This is a genomic window from Bradyrhizobium sp. ISRA464 (assembly GCF_029910095.1).
Classification (GTDB): Bacteria; Pseudomonadota; Alphaproteobacteria; order Rhizobiales; family Xanthobacteraceae; genus Bradyrhizobium.
Genome location: NZ_CP094526.1, coordinates 2,910,531 through 2,932,959, shown reverse-complemented (window position 1 = coordinate 2,932,959; position 22,429 = coordinate 2,910,531). Strand labels below are relative to the sequence as shown.

Here is a 22,429-nt window from a genome sequence, read left to right as displayed (position 1 = left end):
ACAGTAAAGTGGCTAGCGACCGGTTGCCGAGTCAGGGCCCCAGTTTCTGTAGTCCAGGCAGAACTACTGCGCCTGGTCGAGCAACGCCCTTGCTTGCTTTAGATCCTGCGTTTCAAGGCCCTCGGTGAACCAGGCGCAAATGGGCGCGAGCAGGTCGAGCGCTTCAGCGCACCTGCCCTGATCGATCCACAAGGCGGCAAGGTCCATTGCAACTCGAAGTTCGAGGGCCTTGGCGTGTTGGCCTCTTGCGGTTGTCAATGCGTGATCGAGCAGTGATTGCACCTCGGTGCTGGCTTCCGGTAAGCCGCGGACGAGCAACAGGCGCGCTTTCAGTCGATACAGTTCGGCCTCAAATATCCGTTCGCTATTGCGGCTGGTTGCGGCGAGACCCTGCTCGATCAGCTCCAGCGTAGCTTCGCATTGATGGCTCGACAACAAGGCCGGAGTCAGAAGCACGTACAGTGCTGTGATGCCGAGCTGATAGCCCGCGCCGCGATATTCGTTCAGCGCAGCCTGGATTTCCGCGAGCGCTGCGGACGAAGGATCAAGAACGGTGGCACTTATCCCCCGGACGGCGCGCGCCAATCCTCGCCATTGCCGGAATCCGTGCTCTTCCGACAAGGTGAGACAGCGTTCCGCATAGCGGTGTGCAGTCGGGAACTCGCCCCGAAGAGCGTGGAGAATGGACGCATAATAGCATCCATAGGCCTGCGAATGCGGATGACTGATGGCGTCGGCACGCTGAATGGCGGCATCCAGACGAGCGATTGCCGTATCGGCGCGGCCCAGCAGCCAGAGCGCCCATGACATCAGGGCAAGATCGGCCACGCCCGCATCCTGGCCGGCGGCACGCGCCGCCAATCTGTCCTGCTCGCTGCTCGCCTCGAACGCTTCGAAGGCCCGTTCGACCACTTCGTGGGCGCCTTTGAGATGTCCCATGAAAAGGCGAATCATCCCTTGCCCACGCATCGCGTTGAGCAACGCTGGTCGATCGCCGCGCGTCTCCGCGAGATCGAGCAGCGCCGAGATCATTTCCTCGGCGACCGGCAACTCACCACGAACGACGCTCGCGGTGGTCAACCAAAACATGATCTGTAGTTGCTCGGGGGGATCTCCAAGGCGCTGGCACAGCTCGCGCGCACGAGCGAAGGTCGCTACCGCTCGGGGCGAGGCCGGCCCCTGGGTAGCGATCAGGCATGGTCCCAGCGCGAATTGGAAATCAAGCTCCAGCCTGTCCTTCAGTGCGCCGTCGGCCAAATGGGCCGAGGCCTCGATGCCTTTCCACAAGTGTGCGATCGCCTCGAGATTGGCGGAGCGCATGGCCGCCTTCTTGCCTGCCTGGAGCCAATATTCCGCTGCCTTTTCGAACAGTCCCGCCTCCGTAAGGTGGAGCGCCACAGTCTCGGGTTGAGCCTCCACAATTTCCGGGAACCGTTGCTCGAAGACGTCTGCGATGGTGGCATGCAGCGCTGTGCGTCGGCTCTTCAGAAGTCCCGATTCGGCAGCGTCCCGCACGAGCGCATGCTTGAAGGTATAGACCGCTCGGGGTATCTCGCCCCGGCAGAATATCAACTCCGCTCGAACCAACTGGGCAAGCGCCTCCTCAAGCCTCTGCCTTGGCATCTCGGCAACGGCGCTCAGCGTTTCGTAGGAGAACTCCCGCCCCAGAACGGCGCCGATCTGAGCCACTTCCTTCACCGGAGCCAAACGATCGAGTCTGGCCATCAGCGATGCGCTCAATGTCGTTGGAATCGCCATCGAGGGTAGCGGACGGCTGAGCATGTAATGGTCGTCCCGCTCCTGCAACAGCCCGGTTTCGAGCACGGCCTTCGTCAGTTCCTCCACGAACAAGGGCACGCCATCGGTACGGGCGAGGATTTGGTCCATTACCTCCTCCGGGAGCGTCTTGCCGGCCGTGACGCGCTCGACCAATGCCGCACCGTTGCGCCGGTTCAGCCGTGTGAGCGAGACCGTCGTCACATGTGCATGACCAGGCCAGGGCGGCGTGAACTCCGGTCTCGCGGTGATGAGCAACAGCACCGGAAGTCGCGGCACCTTTTCCAGTGTAACCGTGAGCAGCTCCAGCGAAGTCGGATCCGCCCAATGGGCATCCTCAAAGATGATCAACACTGGCTGCCGCGCCGCCAATGCGCCGAGCTGAGCCAAGAACGCCGCCAGCGTCATCTCCTTGCGCTTCTGCGGACTCAGCTCGGGCAGGCGGTAGCGGTCGCTGACCGGCAGCGATAGAAGGTTGGCCAGAGCCGGCACCACAGCGTCTGCGTCAGCGCCTGACCGCAACAGCAGAGCCTCAAGCTTGGCAAACTTCTCCGTCGGCGTCTCGCCTCGTTCGAACCGGGCAGCATGTTCGAGGTTGGCGATGAATGGATACAGCGCACTGTTGGTGTGGTGCGCCGAGCAAAAATGGCGTACCGCAATATATGGTTCGGCTTTGAGCCGCTCTTGAAGCGCCAGCGCGATGTGCGACTTACCGATGCCCGGCTCTCCATTTAGAACCACTACACAGCCATCCCCTGACGCGGCATGCTGCCAGCGCCGCGACAGCAACTCGATCTCCTCGTCACGCCCGATTAGCGGTGTCAATCGAGTCTTGTGCTGCGCCTCGAAGCGGCTTTGCACTCCGCTTATTCCGAGCACGTGCCAGGCAGGTATTGGCTCCGCCCATCCTTTGAGCGCGAAAGAGCCGAGATAGCGGAATTCGAAATATCCATCGGTGAGCTGGTGCGTACTCTCGGAGATCAGCACCATACCGGGCTCGGCGAACTGCTGCAGGCGAGCAGCCAGGTTCGGCGTCTCACCAATGACCGCCTGCTCCTTGGCGGCGCCTTCGCCGGTCAGATCGCCCACGACTACCAAGCCGGTGGCGATGCCAACGCGGACCTGTAGCTTGGTGCCAACATCTGTCTGGAGGTTGGCTACGGCATCGACCAGTGCCAGCCCCGCGCGTGTCGCCTGCTCGGCATCGTCCTCGTGCGCCTGCGGATAGCCGAAATAGGCAAGAACGCCATCCCCCATGTACCGCGCGATGACGCCCTCATTCCGAACAATGACCTCCGCGATGCAGGCGTGATAGGCGCCGATTACCGAGCGCAACTCCTCCGGATCCAGTCGGGCCGAAAGCGCCGACGAGCCCACCAGATCGCAAAACATGACCGTGAGTTGGCGCCGCTCGGCGCTGTCCCGTGGCGCTGGTTTCGCCCCGGTTTGAGCTGACGCAAGGACATCACCCTTAAGTTCTGCGATCGCGCGCAGTATCTTGCGCCGGTGCCCAAGCAGGACGCCAAGGTCCTTGAGGTCCTGTTCGGTGAGGTCTCTGAGGACCGAGAGGTCGATGGCGTTCTCGGCGAAACGCTGGGCGTATTCACCCAAACCGATCGATGCTAGCCACTCTGCAATACCTGTCATGGTATACCTTATGGCATATGCGATCAGAACCGCGCTTTGGAGAATAGCACATTGAAGAAGCCTGCGAAGGCACATCTGTCGACGAGGCGCCGAACTGCCAAGCTATGTCAGTTTGGGGTCATTCGCGACCGGGTCGCGACAGCACCGAAGCCGGTCAAGTCCTTTATGCCCCCAAAAGCGGACGTAAATTCTGAGGCCATGGCCACGGGGCGTTGTCGGTTGGCCGGTACGACTGACGGCCAAGGGCGCAATTCACGCCTTCCCGATACCGATTTTAATGCGACTGAGCGTCGACGAGGCGTTTGTCGGGTTGTTCAAAAAGCCATGTGGAATCGCCATTTTGGCGATTCCACATTTAAGCTAGGGGCTGGTCCGCGAGGAGGCCTTTTTTCATGGTTGCAAAATTGAAGCCGCGCGGTCAGCCAATCGGCAGATATTTCAGCAGCGTCGTCTGATACAGCATCGACGTGGTCTGGTACGACGCCTGTAGACTGGTCTGAAGGGCCAGGATCTTGGTCGCGACCTCGTCCTGGTTCACGCCCTCGATCGAGTCGAGCATCGTCTGCGCCATTCCCTTGAGCTGGGTCTGGCGATCCGTCGCTGCCTTGGTCGCCGACTGCGCGCCAGCGAACTCGGCCTGAACGTCCTGGATCTGCTGCTGCCCGTTCTGCGGAGCGAGGTTCGCCGTCACGCGTTGCGCCAGCGCCGTCACCTGCGCGCTTGCATTCGGATTGCTGGCGTTGGTCGTGACCGCCGCATACACCGCGACGTTCTGCAGCAGATAGCGGAACGCCTGCTCGTTGGCGCGCGCGCCGTACTGCACCGTGATCGATTGGTCGACCTGCGCGACCGCGGTGCCGCGCGCCGAATCCGTTCCGCTCTCGCCGGTGTACCAATACACGGTGTTTGCAGGCGTTCCCGCCACCAGGCCGGTCGCGGTGTTGAAGGGCGGGCCGCCGACCCGCAGCGGCGCCGGAGCAGCGGTCGTGTTGTTGGCGATGCCGAGTGCGCCGAACGCCGCCGGATTGGAGCTCGAAATCGACAGGTTCGCACCGTCGGCGCCGTGCAGCGTGATCGCACCATTGCTGATGGTCGACGGGTTCTTGGTGCCGGTGATCTGGTCGATCTTCGCCATCAGCGTCTGGACACTGTCGGTGATATTGACCTGATTGCCGGTCGCGCCCGAGGCCACGAAGGTGATCGGCGTGCCGTTCACCGTGATGGTGTCGCCGGCCGCGAAGCTCGGGGCCAGCGAGTCCGTGCCTGCCGCGCCCGACAGGGCCGTCGCCCCGGTGATCGGCGCAGGCGGCGTGGCCTGGTTGTTGACCGCGCTGCCGGACACCGTCGCCACTGGATTGAAGAAATTGTTCGACGCCGCAATGGCCGACGCGGCGACCAGCGACGTGTCGCTTAACGTCTTGATGGACGACGTCAGCGTCGACTGCAGATTGGCCGTCGTCGCCGCGGTATCGGCGCCGATCAGGAACGAGCCTGACGGCGGCGGGTTCGTCTTGGTCGCCGTCAATTCGATCGCTTCGGTCGTGCCGTCGGGCAGCGTGAAGTTGAACTTGATTGTATCGCCTTCATTCGGATTGACCGCGCCGAGATCGACCGAGGCCGCGCGCGGCGCACCGGTCGGCTGCGTCACGTTGGCGCCGGTCAGCGACGACTGCACCGACAGCAGCTTCAGACCGAAGGCCGAGCCGTCCTCGGCGACGCTGGTCACGGTCGTGGTCGCCGGCGGCGACGACACGGTCAGGCGGCCCATATTGTTGGTGCCCTGATCGGCCTGCTTGCGCTCGTTGATCAGCTGCGTGAGGCCGGCCTGCGTCGCGGTGCCGTTCAGCATGGTGTCGGCAGGCACGGTAGCCGGCGTATCCATGGCGCGGCCGGAAAACAGATAGCGGTCACCCGACTGGCTGTTCAGCATCGCGACCGCATTGGAGAAAGCGGCCTGCGCCGTGATCTGGCCCGATGTCTGACCCTTGTCGTTAAGGGTCAGCGTCGCCGTCGTCGATGCGCTCTTCACCTGGGTGCCGATGTCGCTCAGCCCCTGCAAGGCGAGATTGGCGACGCCCAGGCGCGTATTGAGGTTGGACGCGGTGTCGGAGAATGCGCTGATGCTGCTGATCTGCGCCCGCAGGCTCAGCGCGAAGCCGCGGTCCGGCCCCTGCCCTGCATAGGTCGTCGAGACCCTGCCGGTCGCGAGCTGCGTCGTCAGATCGTTGAGCTGGCTGCGCAGATTGAGGATGGTCGCCCCGATATAGGAGGTCCTGCCGCTAACGCCGTCGATCGACATCGAGTCCTCACATGGCCTGCATCAGCGTGTCGTACATCTGCTTGATGGACGACATCACGCGCGCGTTGGCGGAATAGGCATTTTGCAGCGCCAGCAGGTGCGCCATCTCGTCGTCGATGTTGACGCCCGATGTCGCGTTCATCTTGCTCTGCAACGTATTGAGCACCACGTCCTGCCCGTCCGATAGCTGCTTGGCAGCCGTCGCCGCCTCGCCCTGCTGGCTGATGAACTGCCTCGCGAAGCTCACCAGCGTGCCGGTGAGCGGCGCACTATTGGTGCCGAGGCCGGTCTGCGGCGAATAGCTGTAGGACGCCATCGACAACTGCGACAGCAGCAAGTTGGCGCGCGTGGTGTCGCCGGCCGCGGTCGGCGGATTGGTCGAGAACACGACGGTGCGCGAGGGATCCCCGACGAGAGAGCTGTTGACGCTGATGCGGGCGGCAAGACCGGTCATCTGCGAGCCGCTCCCGGTGATCGCGCCGGTATAGGGCGCGCCATTGTCGGTGAACAGCGGAAGCTGCGGATCGCCCGATGTGAGCGAGGTCACCGTCGTGGTGACGGATGCCGCCGTCACATCCGAACGGTTGGCGGCGCCGTCGTCGAGCACGCGCAGGGTCGATCCGGATGGATTGGAAAACTGCAGCCCCGCAGTCGCGCCGAGCGCCCCGTTGAGCTGCGACAGCACCGAGCTCATGCCGCCGGAGAAATCGATCCCAAGCACCTCGTCGTTTGGATCGACGGTCGCGGTGTTGCTCAGCGGCAGCACGCTCGGATCGTCGACGCGGACGATCGAGAGGTTGTGCGTGGCGCCGGTGGTGTTGTCCTTGTAGGAGACGTGGATGACGTTGCCGCTCTGCAGCCCCGAGAGATCGAGGTCGTAGCCGGACTGCGCCCCCGCCGACGCCGCGGTGCCCGCGGTCGTCTTGTCCGACAGCGCGCTCGCCATCGAGGCCGCGAACTGGTCGATCTGCGCCTGCGCTTTCACCAGCGTGTTGTCGCGCAACTCGAGATAGGCGGCAATCTTGCCGGAGCGGATCGAGTTGGTCGACACCAGGTCGTAGCTGCCGCCATGCGGGAACGTGATGCTGATGGTGCCGACCGTGCTCTTGGTCGGATCGGAATTGTACAGCGCGTTGGGCGTCATCGTGCCCTGCGCGTTGAAGCTGAGCTGCGCCGCCTCGGTACCGACCAGCTGCACGCCGGAATTGGTGAACACGGTCACCTGGTTCTGGCTGTTGGTGACCGTGCGGATGTCCATCAGCTGCGAGAGCTGCGTGATGTACTGGTCGCGCTGATCGAGCAGTGCCGCGGTCGATGCGTCGGTCTGGCCGCCGGCCTGCAGCTGAACGTTGATACGGGCGATCTGCGTCAGGGCGTTGTTGGCCGTATTGACCGAGTCGTTGATGCCGGCTTCGGCGTTGGCGCGCAGCGTCTGGATCCCCTGCGAGGTCGCATTGAGCTGCTGCGCCATGGCCTGCGCGGCATTGACGACGCCGATCCGCGCCGATTGCGAGTCCGGGCTGGTCGACAGGCCCTGGATCGCGGTCAGGAGCTTGTTGAAGGTATCCTCGATCGTGCCGGTAGAGTCGGGGTTGCCGTACACGCTCTGCAGGTTAGCGAGGTAGGTCGAGCGAATGTCGGCGTAGGACGCCCCCGATGTCTCGGTACGAAGCTGGGTCTGCAGAAACTCGTCGAGCTGACGGTTGACGCCGCTGATCAGAACGCTCGATCCGTAGTCACCGGTGGTGCCGGCGACCTGGTTCAGCGTCTTCTTGGTATAGCCGGGCGTCTCCGAATTGGCGACGTTCGACGACACCAGCGAGAGCGAAGCCTGCGTGGCGCGCAGGCCCGACATAGCGGTGGAAAGGGCTTGGCTCAAACCCATGATCTGTTACTCGCCTTTACTCGTGCCGCCCGTCATCGCCGCGATCAGCGCATCACGTTGAGGAGATCCTGCACCATCGAGTTGGTGGTGGTGATGACCTTGGTGTTCGCCGAATAGGCCTGCTGCGTGACGATCAGCTTGGTGAACTCGTCGGCGATGTCGGTGTTCGAGCTTTCGAGCGAGGAACCGACGATGGTGCCGGCCTTGCCGAACAGCGCGGCGCCCGACTCGTCGGTCGCCTCGAACGCGCCGCCGTCGATACGCTTCAGGAAGTTGGTGCCGTTGAAGGTCGCAACCGAGATCTCGGCGAGATCGATGTTGCGGCCGTTGGTGTAGTTGCCGACGATGCGGCCGTTGGTGGAGACGCTGACCGATTGCAGCTGGCCGGCGGGGAAGCCGTCCTGCTGGATCTGGTTGACCTGGACGTTGCCGTTGGCGTCGGCGAACTGGGTGACGCCGCCGCTGCCGAAGTTGATCACCGGGCTGCCGAGCGACACGCCGTTGACGACGGCATTGTTGAGCGTCACCGACGCGATCGGCGGCGACATCTGACCGTTCGACCCGAAGGTGAAGTTGATGTTGACGTTCTGCCAGGCGACCTGGGTGCCCGTCGCATTGGGATTGACCTGGTAGAACAGGTTCCAGGTATCGGTATGCCCGGCGCCAAGCGAAGAACTGTCGGTCTTGGCCCAGCGGAACTGCAGATTCACCGGCGCGCCCGACACGTCGTAGGCCGTCACCGCGCCGCCCGAGACGCTTTGGTCGAGGAAGGTCGAGTTGTCGTTGCCGATGACCTGGCCGGTGCCGACGGTGCCGCCGCCGCCACGGGTTGCGGTCGCCTGGCCGCCGGCAAAGCCGAGCGCGGCGAAGGCGGTGGAGTTCGAGCTCGTGATCGAGAGATCGGCCGAGGTACCCGAATGCAAGGTGATCGAGCCGCCCGAGATCGACGATGCGGTGCCCGTGCCGGTGATCGAATCGATCTTTTGCAACAGGGTCGAGATGTTGTCGGTGACGTTGAGCTGATTGCCGGTGGCGCCTGACGCGACGAAGGTGATGACCGTGCCGTCAACCGTGATGGTGTCACCGGCAACGAAGTTGGCGTTGATCGAATCAGTGCCGGCGGTGCCCGACAGCGCGGTATTGCCGGTGTTCGGCACTGAGGGCGTCGCCTTGTTGTTCTGGACCGTGCCCGTGGTCGAGGCATCGGTATAGGGCGCCGCGGGCGTGCCCAGCACCAGCGGGTTGTATCCGGAGCTGAACGAGCCCGGCCGGATCAGTTCGGAACCTGGAACCGAAGTGTCGTGCTTGGTCGTCAGCGGGTAGGACGCGAGGTTGGCGCGGTAGTCGATCTTGGTGGTCTGCTGCGCCGGCAGGAAATCGTTCTTGAACCGTAGCACCTGCGGCGACGAGCCCGAGGGATTGCCGGTGGTCGGATCGATCGGCACGCCCTCCAGATAATAGCCGGCGCCGTTGACCAGATAGCCGTCCTTGTTGAGCTGGAAGTCGCCGCGGCGGGTGTAGCGGTCGACGCCGTCGAACACCGGCGAGCCGTCAGTGAAGCTGCCGGGCTTCTGCACTGCAAAGAAGCCGTTGCCGTTGATCGCCATGAAGGTCGCGACCGACGCCGACTGCACGTCGCCCTGCACCGTGTTGGTGGAGCGGGACTGCGCGGTGACGCTGCCCGCGAGCTGCGCGGTCAGCGCGGTCTGCGGGACGAGATCGAGAAAGGAGGTGTCGATGCGTTTGAACGCCGTGGTCTGCGAGTTGGCGATGTTGCCTGAGATGTTTTCGAGCGCATACGACCCTGCGCGCAGGCCGCCGACCGCGGTGGTGAGAGCGCCGAAGATACCCATGACATATTCTCCAAATTCAAATTCCGGCGACTCGTCATTGAAGGATCAGCCGCATCGGCGGAGCATGTCGCAAGCCTCGTGCCAGGAAACAAAATGTAACAAAATCATGCGCTTGAAAAAAAAGCCCCGATCGTTGGACCGGGGCACAATTGCCGGGCCGGCAACAATTGCCGGGGAAGGACGCCTCAGGTGGCTGAGGGCGTGGCCGGGTGAAACACCAGCGCAAAGCCATCCATGCAGTAGCGCAATCCGGTCGGCTTCGGGCCATCGTCGAAGACGTGGCCGAGATGGCCGCCGCAGCGGCGGCAATGCACTTCGGTGCGCACCATGCCAAAGGTGCGGTCGGAGGTGGTGCCGACCGCATTCTCCAGCGGCTGATAGAAGCTCGGCCAGCCGGTGCCGCTCTCAAACTTGGTGTCGGACGAAAACAGCGGCAGGTCGCAGCCGGCACAGGCGAAGATGCCCTTGCGATGCTCGTTGAGCAGCGGGCTCGATCCCGGCCGCTCGGTGCCCTGATTGCGCAGGATCTCATATTGCTGCGGCGTGAGTTGCGCACGCCACTCGGCGTCGGTCTTCTCGACCTCGAACTTCTCGGCGGCCTTCGCCGGCGAGGCGCGCAGCCAGCGGAGAGAGGCGATGCTGAGCAGGCTGGCGACGGAAGCGAGCAGGATACGGCGATCGATCATCAATGTTCTCCGATGCGGACGGCCCATTATTCGCCATCAAATACGAAGGCAGCCGCACAACGTTACACCGGCCCGCCGGGGATCCTCTCACTTTCTCGCGAGGCGTGCGGATACGGCTCGTCGTCCGGCACCGGCGCAGGCGCCCGTGGTGGTGCAAGACGCACGGCACCCGGCGGCGGCCGACCGATTGGCCCCCTGGTTCCCGCTTTGAGATTGGCTTCGGCCAGCCGCGCCTCGCGGGACCGCTCCCTTGCCCGCGCGCCCTCGCGGTAGCGCGCCAGGACGCCCGCAGCCGACGAGGCCCCCCTCGTCCACAGGCTGACAAAATGGCCGGCGACGCGGCCGGTGGCGCCGCCCGCCCAGACCAGCTCGAACGGCGAAAACAGCCGCCACCGGTCGTCGCCCCAGAGGATGCTGCGCGCAATCAACTGTCCGGCGGCCGCCGAGGTGTTGAGCCCCTGCCGGCCGAAGCCGCTCGCCACCCACAGGCCTCTGCGCAACTGGCCGATCTGCGGCATGCCATGCACGGTGACGCCGACTGCGCCGCCGAACACCTCCACAATCGGCACCTTGCCGAGCTGCGGAAACATCGTGGCGATCCGCCGTTGCACTGCGGCGCCGAAGCGCTGCGGCCGCGCGTCCCAGGTGGTTTCCGGACTGGCCCATAACAGGCGATCACCGCCCACGATACGGAAATGGTCGATGCCGTCGCTGTCGGTCACCGAGCCCGAAAAGGCGATCGTCTCCGCCAGCCGCTCGCCGAGCGGCTCGGTCAGCGCGGCGTAGCGCCACACGGGGAGCAGCGTGTCCGACAATCGCTTGAGCGGCGCACCAAGATGGACATTGCCCGCGAGCACGATGTGCCCGGCGCGCAGCCGCGCCGACGGCGTCACGATGCGCTTGCGGATGCCTGAGAAGTCGATGCTGACGACCGGCGTGTCCTCGAAGATCCGCGCACCCGCCCGTGTCGCCAGATCCGCGAGGCCGTGAACGTATTTCCGGCCGTCGATCTGGAACGCCTTCGGATAATGGATGCCGTGGAAGTAGCGGCCGGTCCGGAGCATGCTGCGCACGCGATCGACCTGCCAGCCTTCGACCTCGGTCGCGAAATCCTCAGCGAGCATCTGCAGGCGGCCGATCAGCGCCTCGCCGACATCGACGTTGGAGACTTCCAGCACGCCTTCGCTGTAGCCGATGCCAGGCATCAATTCTTCGGTGGCGGTGGCGCGGACATATTCGGCGCCCTCCTTCGACAGCGCCCAGAGCTCGCGCGCATCCTCGAGGCCGACACGCTCGATCAGGTCCGCGACCGGCAGGCCGAAACCCGGCATCACCGTGCCGAGATGGTGGCCGGAGGCGTTCCAGCCGACTTGGCGGCCCTCGAGCACGGCGACGCTTGCGCCGAGCCGTGCGGCCTCGCGCGCCACCGTCAGGCCGGCAAGCCCTGCCCCGACCACACAGATGTCGACATCGAGATCGAACGCCAAGCGCTCGCGGAACGGCGAGGCCACCCCATCCGGGCCGTCTGCCGCACTTGTGGAAGTCTCGCTCATGGCGTTTTCTTACGAACCGCTGCGGCGCTTGTCACCTTGTCCAGGGCATGAGCCTGTAGAATTAATTCCGATTGAACGAATCGAGATGGAAGTCCATGCGCCGTTTGCTGCTGCTGCGTCACGCCAAGACCGAAACCGACGCGCCGTCGGGACGGGACCACGACCGTCGTCTCGACGATCGCGGTCACCGCGATGCAGCGGAGATCGGCGGCTGGATCGCCCACCATCCGCCGTTCCCCGACCGGGTGTTTGTGTCGCCCGCGGTCCGTGCGACGCAGACCTGGGAGATCGTGCGCGACGCAATGAAGGGCCACACGCCGCAGCCGAAAGTCGAATTCCAGCCGGAACTCTACGGCGCGGATCCGACACATTTGCTGACCACGATCCGGATGGCCTCGGCCACCGATCCGAAGCGGCTGATGCTGGTCGGACACAATCCCGGCATGCATGAGCTCGCGCTGACGCTGACCGGCAGCGGCGACGACGACGCGAAGCGCGCGCTCAGACACAACCTGCCGACCTCGGGATTGGCCGTCTTCGACTTCGCGACCAATGACTGGAACGAGGTGTCCTTCCGCCGCGGCAAGCTCGTGCTGTTCGTCAGTCCGAAACTGTTGAAGCAGGCCTCGCGCAGCTGACATTGGCGGACATCGCAGCCCCACCATGCTATAGTTCCCCTGCGCGACAGGGGACCGGTTCGCGTCAAGATAACAAGAGGCACGGCGTCGCAGGGACGAAACGGCTCCAGACCAATCGCGGACAGGAGGCGCAGATGTACAAGTCCATTCTCGTGCCGATCGACCTCGCCGATACCGATCTGGCGAAGCCGGCGATCGCAACCGCTGCAACGCTGGCGAAGACGTGGAACGGCTCGATCCGCCTGCTCAATGTGCTGCCGATGACACCGGTGATGCTCGCGGAATATGTGCCGGCGGATTTTGACACCCAGCAGCGCGAAACATCGGAAGAGGCCCTTGCCATTGTGGCGCGCGAATCCGGCATAGAGCCGACGCGCATCTCGGGGGTGGTCCGCCAGGGCGGCATCTATCACGAGATCCTCGAAGAGGCTGCCGCGATGAAGGCCGACCTGATCGTGATGACGTCGCACCGCCCGGCGATGCGCACCTATTTCCTAGGCTCGAATGCCGGACACGTCGTGCGCTACGCCAAATGCTCCGTGCTGGTGGTGCGGCACTAGATCCGGAAAAGCGTGAAGCGGTTTTCCCTCGCGACAAACGCGGAACGCGTTTGCGCGGAGATCATGCTCAAACAAGGAGCTAAAGCGCGCTGACGATTCAACGCAATCTCATCGCGCTTTAGCCTTGCGGCCAGTGCCGCGCCCCGCAAGTTCAGCGGATACGGATGAGCTCCAGGTCGACATTGCCGGCGACGGCGATCTCGATGTGGCAGCGTGGGATCCCGATATCGCGCAAGGACCGGTCGTCGAGCTCGTGCAGCGTCTTGATCGCTTCGCGGCGCATCCAATAGGTGACAATTGCATCGCTCCAACCTCGGAGCAATCGGAGCAATCTGCCCAACACACCAGGCCGCGCGGGCAGCGTCGCAGCTGAAGATATCGTGGTCATTGTCATCTCCTTTGGCGCCCGCACGGCCAAGCGATGCCCTTGACGCAAACGCGTATTCTGCGTCTGCGCCGTCAGGGACTTCGGAGTGCTTGCGCTCTCCTCAGTGCAATAGCGGGCTTGTTCCCTCTTAAATGATCCGGTACATTGCTCGGAGCAAGTAAAACATTGCTCTCGGTGCAATAATGTCGAGGTTCGAGTATCTGAAGCTGGCGGACGCGGTCGCCGCCGAGATTGCCTCCGGCGCGCTCAAGGCCGGCGACCGCCTGCCGCCGCAGCGCCATTTCGCCTATGAACGCAAGATCGCGGTCTCGACCGCGAGCCGGGTCTATACCGAGCTGCTGCGGCGCGGGCTCGTGGTCGGCGAAGTCGGCCGCGGCACATTCGTGTCCGGCGAGGCGCGCCGTGGCGTCGCAGCGCCCACAGAGCCGCGCGGCGCCCGCATCGACTTGGAGTTCAACTATCCACTGCTGCCGCACCAGGCCACGATGATCGCCAAGAGCCTCGAGGGGCTGGAACGGCCCGAGGTGCTCGAGGGCGCGCTGCGTCCGGCAACCAGCTTCGGCACACGGGCGGCACGAACCATTTCCGCCGAATTCCTCACCCGGAAGAGCTGGACGCCGAATCCCGACCAGATCGTGTTCACCGCCAACGGCCGGCAATGCATCGCCGCAGCGCTCGCCGCCGTCGTCTCATCAGGTGGACGCTGCGGCGTCGAGGCGCTGACCTACCCCTTCGTCAAGGGCATTGCCGCGCGGCTCGGGATCACGCTGGTGCCGCTCGCGATGGATGAGCATGGCGTCCGCCCCGATGCGGTCCAGAAGGCGCACCGCGAGGCGCATCTGTCCGCGCTCTATATCCAGCCGACGATCCAGAACCCGCTCAGCATCACCATGCCGGCCGAGCGCCGCGCCGAGCTGTTGCGCGTAGTCGAGAAGCTTGGCCTCGTCATTGTCGAGGATGGCGTCTACGGGTTCCTCGACGACGAGATGCCGCTGGCGGCGCTCGCGCCCGACCGCTGCATCGTGCTCGACAGCCTGTCGAAGAAGGTGGCGCCGGGGCTGGCGCTCGGCTTCATTGTCGCCCCGCCGCGGCTGCGCGAGAGCATCATGGCCGCGGTGCGCTCGGGCGGCTGGACGGCGTCGGGCTATGCCTTCGCCGCGGGGCAGCGGCTGATGGCCGACGGCACGGCCGCCGAGTTGTCCCGGCTGAAGCGGATCGATGCCGGCCGCCGTCAGCAGATGGCGGCGAAGCATTTGGCCGGTTTCGAAGTTCAGACCAACCCCAAGTCCTATCACCTCTGGCTGACCTTGCCGCAGCACTGGCGCTCGCAGACCCTGGTCGCAGCCGCAGCGCGCCGCGACATCGCGCTAACGCCGTCGACGACCTTCGCCGCCACGCCGGGGCACGCGCCCAATGCGGTACGGCTCGCCCTTGCGGCACCGCCGATGGAGCAGCTCGACGTCGGCTTGCGGACACTGGCGGGAATGCTGAGCGCGACGGAAGAGGATTTCGACTCGACGGAGTGACGGGAAAGCCTCCCTCAAACGACCGGCCACTCCGCGATGAAGCCGTTCGCCTTGTAAGGCTCGATCTAGTCCCATTCGATCAGGACGCGGCGGCGGAATTCCGGATCGGTGTGCCAGAGCGCGCGGCGTCGCGAAGGTGTCGACCGTGACCAGCATCTTCTCGACCTCTGGCCAGTGCCGCTGCAGCGTCTTCGGATAGCGCCGCGCGATCCAGCTATTGCCGAGGCAGATCACGCCTTTGATGTTGTTGCGCCCGAGTGCGGCGTCGATCACCGGCAGCGAGAAGATCACGTTCTCGCCGGTGTTCTGCGCGCGGTGCTCATCGAGAATACGTTCGGCCGGCATGCCGCGCTCGACCATCGCGGTCTTGATAATCGCGCATTCGGAACGATGATCGCCTGGCGTCACGCCGCCGCTCACGATCGACCAGCGAACGAACCCGTCACGCCAGAGCCGGACTGCCGCCTCCACCCGCTCGGCGACGTCCATACGCGTGCCGAACACGAACAGCAGATCGGCGGACCGCAGCGGCGTCTCGATCAGGTGTCGTGCATTGATCGCTGCGATCTCGTCATCAGACGGAATCCGCAGACTTCGATCCTGCACGCCCCTGCTCCCCGGCCACGACATCTCGCGCCGACGATGCCGCGCGTGGGCGCGCAGACGAAGTCACATTTCATTGCGCTTGGTTGCGGGACGCGGGCGGCAGCAGCGCCTCGGGCAAATGATCGAAGTCGTAGCGGCGCGGCCGGTTGCGCGTGATGAAGCCGCCGACCTGCCAGGCAAACAACGCGGCGAAGCCGAGCAGGAACAGCGCGCCGGTCCATTCGGCCGTCGTCAGCGCACGCAACAGCAGTCCCGTCATCGCAATGGCGAGACCCGCCAGCAATGCCAGTGCCGCAGCATAGGTCTTCGGCCCGAGGCCTCCGGTCAACACGGCTTCGCTGCCGGCCGCCTGCATCCGGCGATGCAGCTCGACGATGAAGTCGCGATAGAGATGCCCTTGCGGCGCGATCAGCGTCGCGGTTTGCCAGGTGGTCGAAAGGATTGCGATGCGGCCGCCTTTGGCGTTGTCGATGTCGGCACGAAACCGCTGCTGCTGCATCGACACCGGGCGATAGGACAGCTTGACCGCGGAAAGGTCCGAATAGTCCCACACACCCGATCTGCCGGAGATCGTCCAGGCCAGCCCCGCATCGGTCAGTTCGAACTGATGCGCTGAGCCGATCAGGGAGGCCTTGTAGGCATAGCGCACCGGTGAGCGCTCGCCCGCCTCCGATCGATCCTGCAACGTTGTTGGCAATCCGCCATTCCGCCTGTTCAGACGCGTGCGCGAGCTTGCGCGGCACGTCACGCCTATCCTACAAGCGACGCATGGCCGAGACGATCTATTTTCCGCGCTACCTGATCCTCGGCGGCGCGATGGTATCCGGAGTACTGCTGGCGCTGGCCGTGCACATGCTCGGCGCGCGCTACGGACTCGACCTTGGCGGGCTGTGGCGGTCCGACACGCATGAATTCATGCCAGCAGGCGCGGCGATCGCGTGGTGGCTGATCGCGACCGTCGGATTCTCGGGCGGCTACTTCACCAGCAACCTGATGCAGAGTGCGGCGTCAGGCCAGATCCCGCGGCGAATGCGGCAGTTCCTGATCGTCGTCGGCGTGCTGATCCTGGCCGGCGCCGGCCAGGCCGCGTCGGCGCCCAGTTCCGTGTCGACCGTTTCCGCCGTACTCGCCGGACTTGCCGCGCTGTGCCTTGGCGCGGTGATGGCGTTTTGCGGCGCCTATTTCGCCCTGCGCAAGACCTAGCGCATTGTTCGGTTCGGCTGGATCAGAACCGAGGCTCCAGTTTTGACGCGCTGTCCTCACGCGAACCGACGTCCACTTGAGAACGCGCCGGATGCGCTTCCCGATCAGGCCACGGAACGCTCCGGCGTCCTCCGCAACATCTTCGCCACCTCGGCCGCTGGCCGCGGCGGGCTGAACAGATAGCCCTGCGCCTGCGTGCAGCCCTCCTGGCGCAGCAGGTCGAATTGGGTATCGGTCTCGACGCCCTCGGCCGTGGTCACAATGCCGAGGCTCTTGCCGAGACCAGTGACCGCCCGCACGATCGCCATCGACTCGTCGCGGGTCGCGAGGTCGGTGACGAAGGAGCGATCGATCTTGATCTTGTCGAAGGGAAAGCTGCGCAGATAGCTGAGCGAAGAATAGCCGGTGCCGAAATCGTCGAGCGAGATCCGGACGCCGAACCCGCGCAGCTCGTGCAGCACGGCGAGTGTCGCCTCGCTGTTCTGCAGCAGCACCGATTCGGTGATCTCGAGCTCGAGCCGATCCGCCGCCAGTCCGGACGCTTGCAGCGCGCCCCTCACCGACGCCACCAGGTTCGGATTCTTGAACTGCACCGGCGAGAGGTTGACCGCCACGGCAACGTCCTCAGGCCAGCCCGCGGCGTCCGCGCAGGCCTTGCGTAGCACGATCTCGCCAAGCGGAACGATCAGGCCGGTCTCCTCGGCCACCGGAATGAAGTTGTTCGGCGCGATCAAACCGCGCAACGCATGGTTCCAGCGCACCAGCGCCTCGAATGCCACGATCCGGTCGCCCGCGACGTCGCGGATCGGCTGGTAGTAGACCTCGAACTCATTGCGTTGCAGCGCCAGGCGCAGGTCGCGCTCTAACATGCGGCGCGCCTGCGCGCGTGCGTCCATACCGGTCTCGAAGAAGCGGTAGGTGCCGCGGCCGTCGGCCTTGGCGCGGTACAGCGCGAGATCGGCCTTTTGCAGGAGCTCGTCGGGATCCTTGCCGTCCTCCGGCGCGAGCGAGATCCCGATGCTGACGCCGATCACGAGCTGGTGCCCACCGATCTCGTAGGGCGCCGAGATCGTCTCGACGATCCGGCTGGCAAGCGCTGAGACGACCGATGGTTCGCTGTTGCTGCAGAACTGCACGATGGCGAATTCGTCGCCGCCAAGCCGTGCTACAGTGTCATGCTCGGTCACGCATTCGCCGAGCCGGCGCGCCACTTCCCGAAGCAGCGCGTCGCCGATCGGATGTCCGAGCGTGTCGTTGATCTCCTTGAAATGGTCGAGATCGAGGCAGAGCGCCGCGAGTTGGTCGGAGCGCTTGGCGAGACGCAGCGCCTTCTCGAGCTGCTCACGGAACAGTGTCCGGTTCGGCAGATTGGTCAGTGCATCATGCCGCGCCATGTGCGAAATCTGCTCCTGGGCCTGCTGCCACTCGGTAATGTCCTCGAAGGTCGCAACCCATCCGCCCCCTTTCATCGGCTGGTCGACGACACGGATGGCCCGTCCGTTGCGACTGATGATCCGCGTCGCGGTATTGCCCGCCTTCGCCTCGGCGATCAGGCCGGCGCAGAACTCGTCCGGATCGCCATCCCACTCACCGAGCGAGCGAAGGTCCTGCAACACGTCGATCAGCAGGCGTCCCTGCAACGGCGTGCGACTGCGGCCCATGATCTCGCCGTAGCGCTCGTTGAAGAGCATGATGCGGCCGTCGGCATCGAACATGCACAGTCCCTGCGACATGTTCTCGAGCGCGGTATCCAGCACCAGCTTCTGCTTCTGAAGCTCGGTCTTGGCGCGACGGTCGAGAATGGCTGCGATCAGCGAAATACCGAGAATGGCGAAGGCCGCAACGGCGGTCATGAACGACAGCACCGACGGCGAGATCGTCAGTCCGTCGGCAACGACGGTCGGATCGGGGATCACGGTGACCGCGCCCATCGCCGTGAAGTGATGCGAGACGATCGCAATCGTCAGCAGGCCGGTTGCGGTGGCGGTATGGCCGAAGCTCTCACCGCGGGCGGCGACGATCAGCGCAAGCGCTGCAAACACGCCTCCGAAGGCGATCGAAGCCACGACGATGCTCGGCGACCAAACGATGCGTGCCGGCAATTCGAGCCCCAACATGCCGGTATAGTGCATCGCCGCGACACCGGCGCCGACGATCGCGCCGCCGGCTGCGACCGTCCACCAACGCCCGTCCAACGAGGCGACGGAAAGCCCGACGGCCAGGACGGCCACGGCAAGCACCAGCGACATGAGGGTGATCGGGATACTGTAGCCGGCGCCAACGCCGGGATCATAGGCCAGCATGGCGACAAAATGGGTGGCCCAAATGCCGCAACCGCCCACCGCCGCATCAAGGCCTATCCAGATATCGCGCGCGCGGCCGTCCGCGGCACGGGCGCGATGAAACAGACTGATCGCGACTGCGCTGGCGAGCATGCAGATCACCCCGCCAAGGACGACCAGCCGCCAGTCATGCTCCAAGGTGAGACAGGTCAGAACGCGATACATTATAGGCCCCCGTTATAGACCTATAAAGGCGATCCCATTCGTGTACGAACGGTAACTCCGTGCAGCGGGACTCCGCGCATGGTGAAGAAAGGTTTGAACGGCGCGACAAGGCTTCGTCCAACCCGGTCGGGTCGCGGGAGTTGGCGCTGAGCGTCACACAGCCGCTACTCTGCAATCACCTGCCTCGACCATTGCCGCGCTTGTGATGATGCGCCGACCCAGATCATCGCGCCCGCCGTCAGCAGCACGCCGGCCGAGATGAGGAGCGAGGCATGCAGGCCGGTGATGAAGGCCGAGGACCGGCTGACCAGCGACCCGAACAGCGCGACACCGAGCACGCTGCCGGTCTGCCGCGTGGCGTTCAGCACGCCGGCCGCGATGCCCGAGCGCTGCGGCTCGACGCTGCCGAGCAGCGTGGATGTCAGCGGCGGCACCAGAAGGCCCAGCCCGCCGCTCATCGCGATCAGTTGCAGGCAGATCGCCAGATAGCTCGTGTCGCGATCGATGCCGAGCATCGCCAGACACCCGGCGGCCGCCAGCACGGTGCCGAGCGCGATGGTCGCAACCGCGCCGATCCGCTCCGCAACGCGCGGCGCGATCAGGTTGACCGGCAGGACCGCTCCCAGCATTGGCACGAAAGCAAGACCCGTCTCGAACGCCGACAGGCCGTTGACCTGCTGGAAGTAAAGGCTGACCACGAAGATCAGACCGTAGAAGGCGACATTGACGAGCAGGCCGACCAGCGAGGTCAGGGCGAATATCCGCTGCCGGAACAGCGACAGCGGCAGCATCGGCTGGGCCGCGCGCGACTCGCGCCAGACGAACAGCATCGCGAAGACCGCCGCCAGAACGAAGCCTGCGACCACGAATGGACTGCTCCAGCCAAGTGCGCCGCCTTCGATGAGCGCACCGGCCAGCGTGCCGAGGGCGGCGACCGCGGCGAGCTGGCCCGGCAGGTCGAGCTCGTGCTGCAGGTGGCGCGTGGTTTCGCCGGCATGGCGCCAGGCGAGCCACAAACCGGCAAGTCCGATCGGCAAATTGACCAGGAAGATCGCACGCCAGCCGACCAGCGCGATCAAGCCACCGCCGACGAGCGGGCCGGCGGTCAGCGCAAGACTCGCGCCTGCGGCCCAGATACCGACGGCGCGTCCGCGCGCCTTCTCGTCCGCATAGGCATGGCGCAGCAGCGCGAGCGAGTTCGGCACCAGGATGGCCGCGGCCAGTCCCTGCACGCAGCGTGCCGCGATCAGCATCACGGCATCAGGCGCAAATGCGCAGCCAACCGAAGCCGCGGTGAAGAGCGCGAACCCGGCCATGAAGATGCGCTTGGCGCCGATGCGATCGCCGAGCGCGCCCGCAGTCAGGATGAAGGCGGCGAAGGCGACCGTGTAGGCGCTCACCACCCATTGCAGTTCGGCAACGCCGCCGCCGAGCGAGGTGCCGATGGCATTGAGTGCGGTGTTGACGATGGTGACGTCGAGCTGCACGACGCCGTAGCCGAGGCTCATCGCGGCAAGCGTCAGGGTCGTCGCAAGCCTGGTCTGCTCGGGGCGGGAGGCTGCGCGTTGTTCCGGCTCGGAGTGGACGCGCGGGGATATGCGTTGCATGGCTCACCTCGATCGTGGCTACCAATGCAGCACATAGGCATCTGTTTCGACGGAATACTTCGCTTTACACCGAAGTGTGTCATCCTGCCGTCGGTCGACGCGCGGGCGGGCTCCGGATCGCGCGTCGTTTTGCCTCAATAAACCAACGGACCGGCACGATATCGGTCGCTTCCCGGCCGGGGGCCGCACATCCCCCTGCAGGCATGTGTGCGCGCCGACTTGTCGCCTTGGTAAACGGGGCTGGTGGCGCGACCCCACTCTCATGCATATCGTCCATTCGAGAATTGGGGCGGCAGACCAGCCGCTGCGGCAAATATGAAAAAAATGTGGAGGAAACCGGCCGGAACACCAGAACGTGCGGTGAACTGACGGCGGCAAATGCCTTACATGCGACTCACATTCCACAAGACGACATCATATGTAGCCAATATGACAATGACGACCGACGGGAGCCGAAGCTTGGCTTGTCAAGGACTGCACAACGCATCGGTTTTGCCTTATGGGTCATCGCGCACGGTGCGTCTGCCCGTCACCCGTCGCCATCCGTGACCGGGTCCCACTGAAATTGCCGCCCGCCGGGAGGATGAATGCATCGGCTGCTGACCACGCTCGGGCGTGGCTTCAAGGAACAGATCGGCTGGAAACGGCTCGGGATCGCTGCGAGTGTGCTCATCATCGCGTTTGCGGTCACGACGCTGGTCCGGACCCTGAAGGGCGTCGATACCGGTGTCATCCTCACCGCGCTGACCAACATCGCGCCGCACCGGATCGCGCTGGCTGCCCTCTGCGTCGTCGGCGCCTTCTGCACGCTGACCTTCTATGATTTCTTTGCGCTGCGCACGATCGGCAAGAACCACGTCCCCTACCGCATTGCAGCGCTGTCGAGCTTCACCAGCTACACGATTGGCCACAATATCGGCGCGACCGTCTTCACGGGCGGCGCGATCCGGTTCCGGATCTATTCCGACTACAGCCTGACCGCGATCGACGTCGCCAAGATCTGCTTCCTGTCGGGGCTGACGTTCTGGCTCGGCAACCTGTTCGTGCTGGGTTTCGGCATGGCCTGGCACCCTGCCGCGGCATCGGCGATGGACCTGCTGCCGCCTGCGATGAACCGGCTGATCGCGATCGGCTGCCTTGCCGGCATCGCCGCCTATTTCGTCTGGCTCCTCACCGGCGACAAGCGTCGCGAACTCGGCCAGAACGGCTGGAAGGTAGTATTGCCCTCGGCGAAGCTGACGCTGCTGCAGGTCCTCATTGGCGTGGTCGATCTCGGCTTCTGCGCGCTCGCGATGTACCTGCTGATGCCGACCGAGCCGTATATCGACTTCGTTTCGCTGGCGGTCGTGTTCATCCTGGCCACCCTGCTCGGCTTCGCCAGCCACGCCCCCGGCTCGATCGGCGTGTTCGATGCCGCGATGCTGGTGGCGCTGCCGGAATTCAGCAAGGAACAGTTGCTGGCGACGCTGGTCGTGTTCCGCGTCCTCTATTTCCTGATCCCCTTCGGGATCTCGATCTCGATCATGGGCATGCGCGAGCTCTGGCTCAACGTGGTGCAGCCCTGGCAGGAACGTAAGCGACTTAGCCAGGCCTGCACGGCTTCGGCGACCGTGCGGCAGCCGATCGAAAGCCGACAGCAGCGGATTCGGCGGCTGAAGAGGTAACAGCGACGTTATCACCCCCTTGCAGGGTTTT

Annotated in this window: 15 protein-coding genes and 1 pseudogene; 5 read left to right on the top strand and 11 right to left on the bottom strand. The window is 64.7% G+C overall.

Translation table 11 applies throughout. The features are described from left to right. Nucleotides 1-63: 63 nt before the first annotated feature. The 6 genes from MTX19_RS13405 to MTX19_RS13380 form a co-directional block, all read right to left on the bottom strand. A complete protein-coding gene (locus tag MTX19_RS13405; protein ID WP_280984005.1) occupies nucleotides 64-3,423 on the bottom strand; it encodes an adenylate/guanylate cyclase domain-containing protein in 3,360 nt (1,119 codons plus the stop codon). Between the two features lie 418 nt (nucleotides 3,424-3,841). Next, nucleotides 3,842-5,722 carry a flagellar protein gene (locus MTX19_RS13400; RefSeq protein ID WP_280984004.1) on the bottom strand — a complete coding sequence of 627 codons (1,881 nt, stop codon included), beginning with the start codon at nucleotides 5,720-5,722 and terminating at the stop codon, nucleotides 3,842-3,844. Between the two features lie 7 nt (nucleotides 5,723-5,729). Next, the gene (flgK, locus tag MTX19_RS13395; RefSeq protein WP_280984003.1) at nucleotides 5,730-7,607 is read right to left on the bottom strand and encodes a flagellar hook-associated protein FlgK; all 1,878 of its coding nucleotides are present in this window, start codon (nucleotides 7,605-7,607) and stop codon (nucleotides 5,730-5,732) included. 44 nt (nucleotides 7,608-7,651) lie between these two features. After that, complete coding sequence (locus tag MTX19_RS13390) at nucleotides 7,652-9,460, bottom strand: flagellar hook-basal body complex protein (RefSeq protein WP_280984002.1); 1,809 nt, start codon at nucleotides 9,458-9,460, stop codon at nucleotides 7,652-7,654. Between the two features lie 185 nt (nucleotides 9,461-9,645). Then, nucleotides 9,646-10,146, bottom strand: a complete 501-nt coding sequence (gene msrB / locus MTX19_RS13385; protein ID WP_280984001.1) for a peptide-methionine (R)-S-oxide reductase MsrB — start codon at nucleotides 10,144-10,146, stop codon at nucleotides 9,646-9,648. A 62-nt stretch (nucleotides 10,147-10,208) separates the two neighbouring features. After that, complete coding sequence (locus MTX19_RS13380; RefSeq protein ID WP_280986019.1) at nucleotides 10,209-11,699, bottom strand: FAD-binding oxidoreductase; 1,491 nt, start codon at nucleotides 11,697-11,699, stop codon at nucleotides 10,209-10,211. 95 nt (nucleotides 11,700-11,794) lie between these two features. Here MTX19_RS13380 and MTX19_RS13375 point away from each other — a divergent pair, with 95 nt between their 5' ends. Both MTX19_RS13375 and MTX19_RS13370 read left to right on the top strand, forming a co-directional pair. Then, the gene (locus tag MTX19_RS13375; protein ID WP_280972519.1) at nucleotides 11,795-12,337 is read left to right on the top strand and encodes a histidine phosphatase family protein; all 543 of its coding nucleotides are present in this window, start codon (nucleotides 11,795-11,797) and stop codon (nucleotides 12,335-12,337) included. A 134-nt stretch (nucleotides 12,338-12,471) separates the two neighbouring features. Then, on the top strand, nucleotides 12,472-12,897 hold the full coding sequence (locus tag MTX19_RS13370; RefSeq protein WP_280986018.1) for a universal stress protein: 426 nt from the start codon (nucleotides 12,472-12,474) through the stop codon (nucleotides 12,895-12,897). Between the two features lie 151 nt (nucleotides 12,898-13,048). Here MTX19_RS13370 and MTX19_RS13365 read toward each other — a convergent pair whose 3' ends face one another. Then, a complete protein-coding gene (locus MTX19_RS13365; protein WP_280983998.1) occupies nucleotides 13,049-13,285 on the bottom strand; it encodes a DUF1127 domain-containing protein in 237 nt (78 codons plus the stop codon). A 182-nt stretch (nucleotides 13,286-13,467) separates the two neighbouring features. Between MTX19_RS13365 and MTX19_RS13360 the strand changes: the two genes are divergently transcribed. Then, nucleotides 13,468-14,811 carry a PLP-dependent aminotransferase family protein gene (locus MTX19_RS13360; protein WP_280983997.1) on the top strand — a complete coding sequence of 448 codons (1,344 nt, stop codon included), beginning with the start codon at nucleotides 13,468-13,470 and terminating at the stop codon, nucleotides 14,809-14,811. A gap of 65 nt (nucleotides 14,812-14,876) precedes the next feature. Here the strand turns inward: MTX19_RS13360 and MTX19_RS13355 are convergent. Then, a pseudogene (locus tag MTX19_RS13355) lies at nucleotides 14,877-15,417 on the bottom strand (YdcF family protein). A gap of 70 nt (nucleotides 15,418-15,487) precedes the next feature. Continuing rightward, entirely contained in the window at nucleotides 15,488-16,114 is a 627-nt protein-coding gene (locus tag MTX19_RS13350) for a hypothetical protein (RefSeq protein ID WP_280983996.1), read from the bottom strand. 71 nt (nucleotides 16,115-16,185) lie between these two features. On the opposite strand from MTX19_RS13350, the gene MTX19_RS13345 reads away from it, so the two are divergent. Next, nucleotides 16,186-16,620 (top strand): hypothetical protein, encoded by a 435-nt coding sequence (locus tag MTX19_RS13345; protein WP_280983995.1) that lies wholly within the window; start codon nucleotides 16,186-16,188, stop codon nucleotides 16,618-16,620. Nucleotides 16,621-16,724: 104 nt separating this feature from the next. On the opposite strand, the gene MTX19_RS13340 is transcribed toward MTX19_RS13345, so the two are convergent. Further along, entirely contained in the window at nucleotides 16,725-19,127 is a 2,403-nt protein-coding gene (locus MTX19_RS13340; RefSeq protein ID WP_280983994.1) for an EAL domain-containing protein, read from the bottom strand. 164 nt (nucleotides 19,128-19,291) lie between these two features. Beyond that, nucleotides 19,292-20,734 (bottom strand): MFS transporter, encoded by a 1,443-nt coding sequence (locus MTX19_RS13335; RefSeq protein WP_280983993.1) that lies wholly within the window; start codon nucleotides 20,732-20,734, stop codon nucleotides 19,292-19,294. A 587-nt stretch (nucleotides 20,735-21,321) separates the two neighbouring features. Here MTX19_RS13335 and MTX19_RS13330 point away from each other — a divergent pair. Continuing rightward, the gene (locus MTX19_RS13330) at nucleotides 21,322-22,398 is read left to right on the top strand and encodes a YbhN family protein (protein ID WP_280983992.1); all 1,077 of its coding nucleotides are present in this window, start codon (nucleotides 21,322-21,324) and stop codon (nucleotides 22,396-22,398) included. Nucleotides 22,399-22,429: the final 31 nt, after the last annotated feature.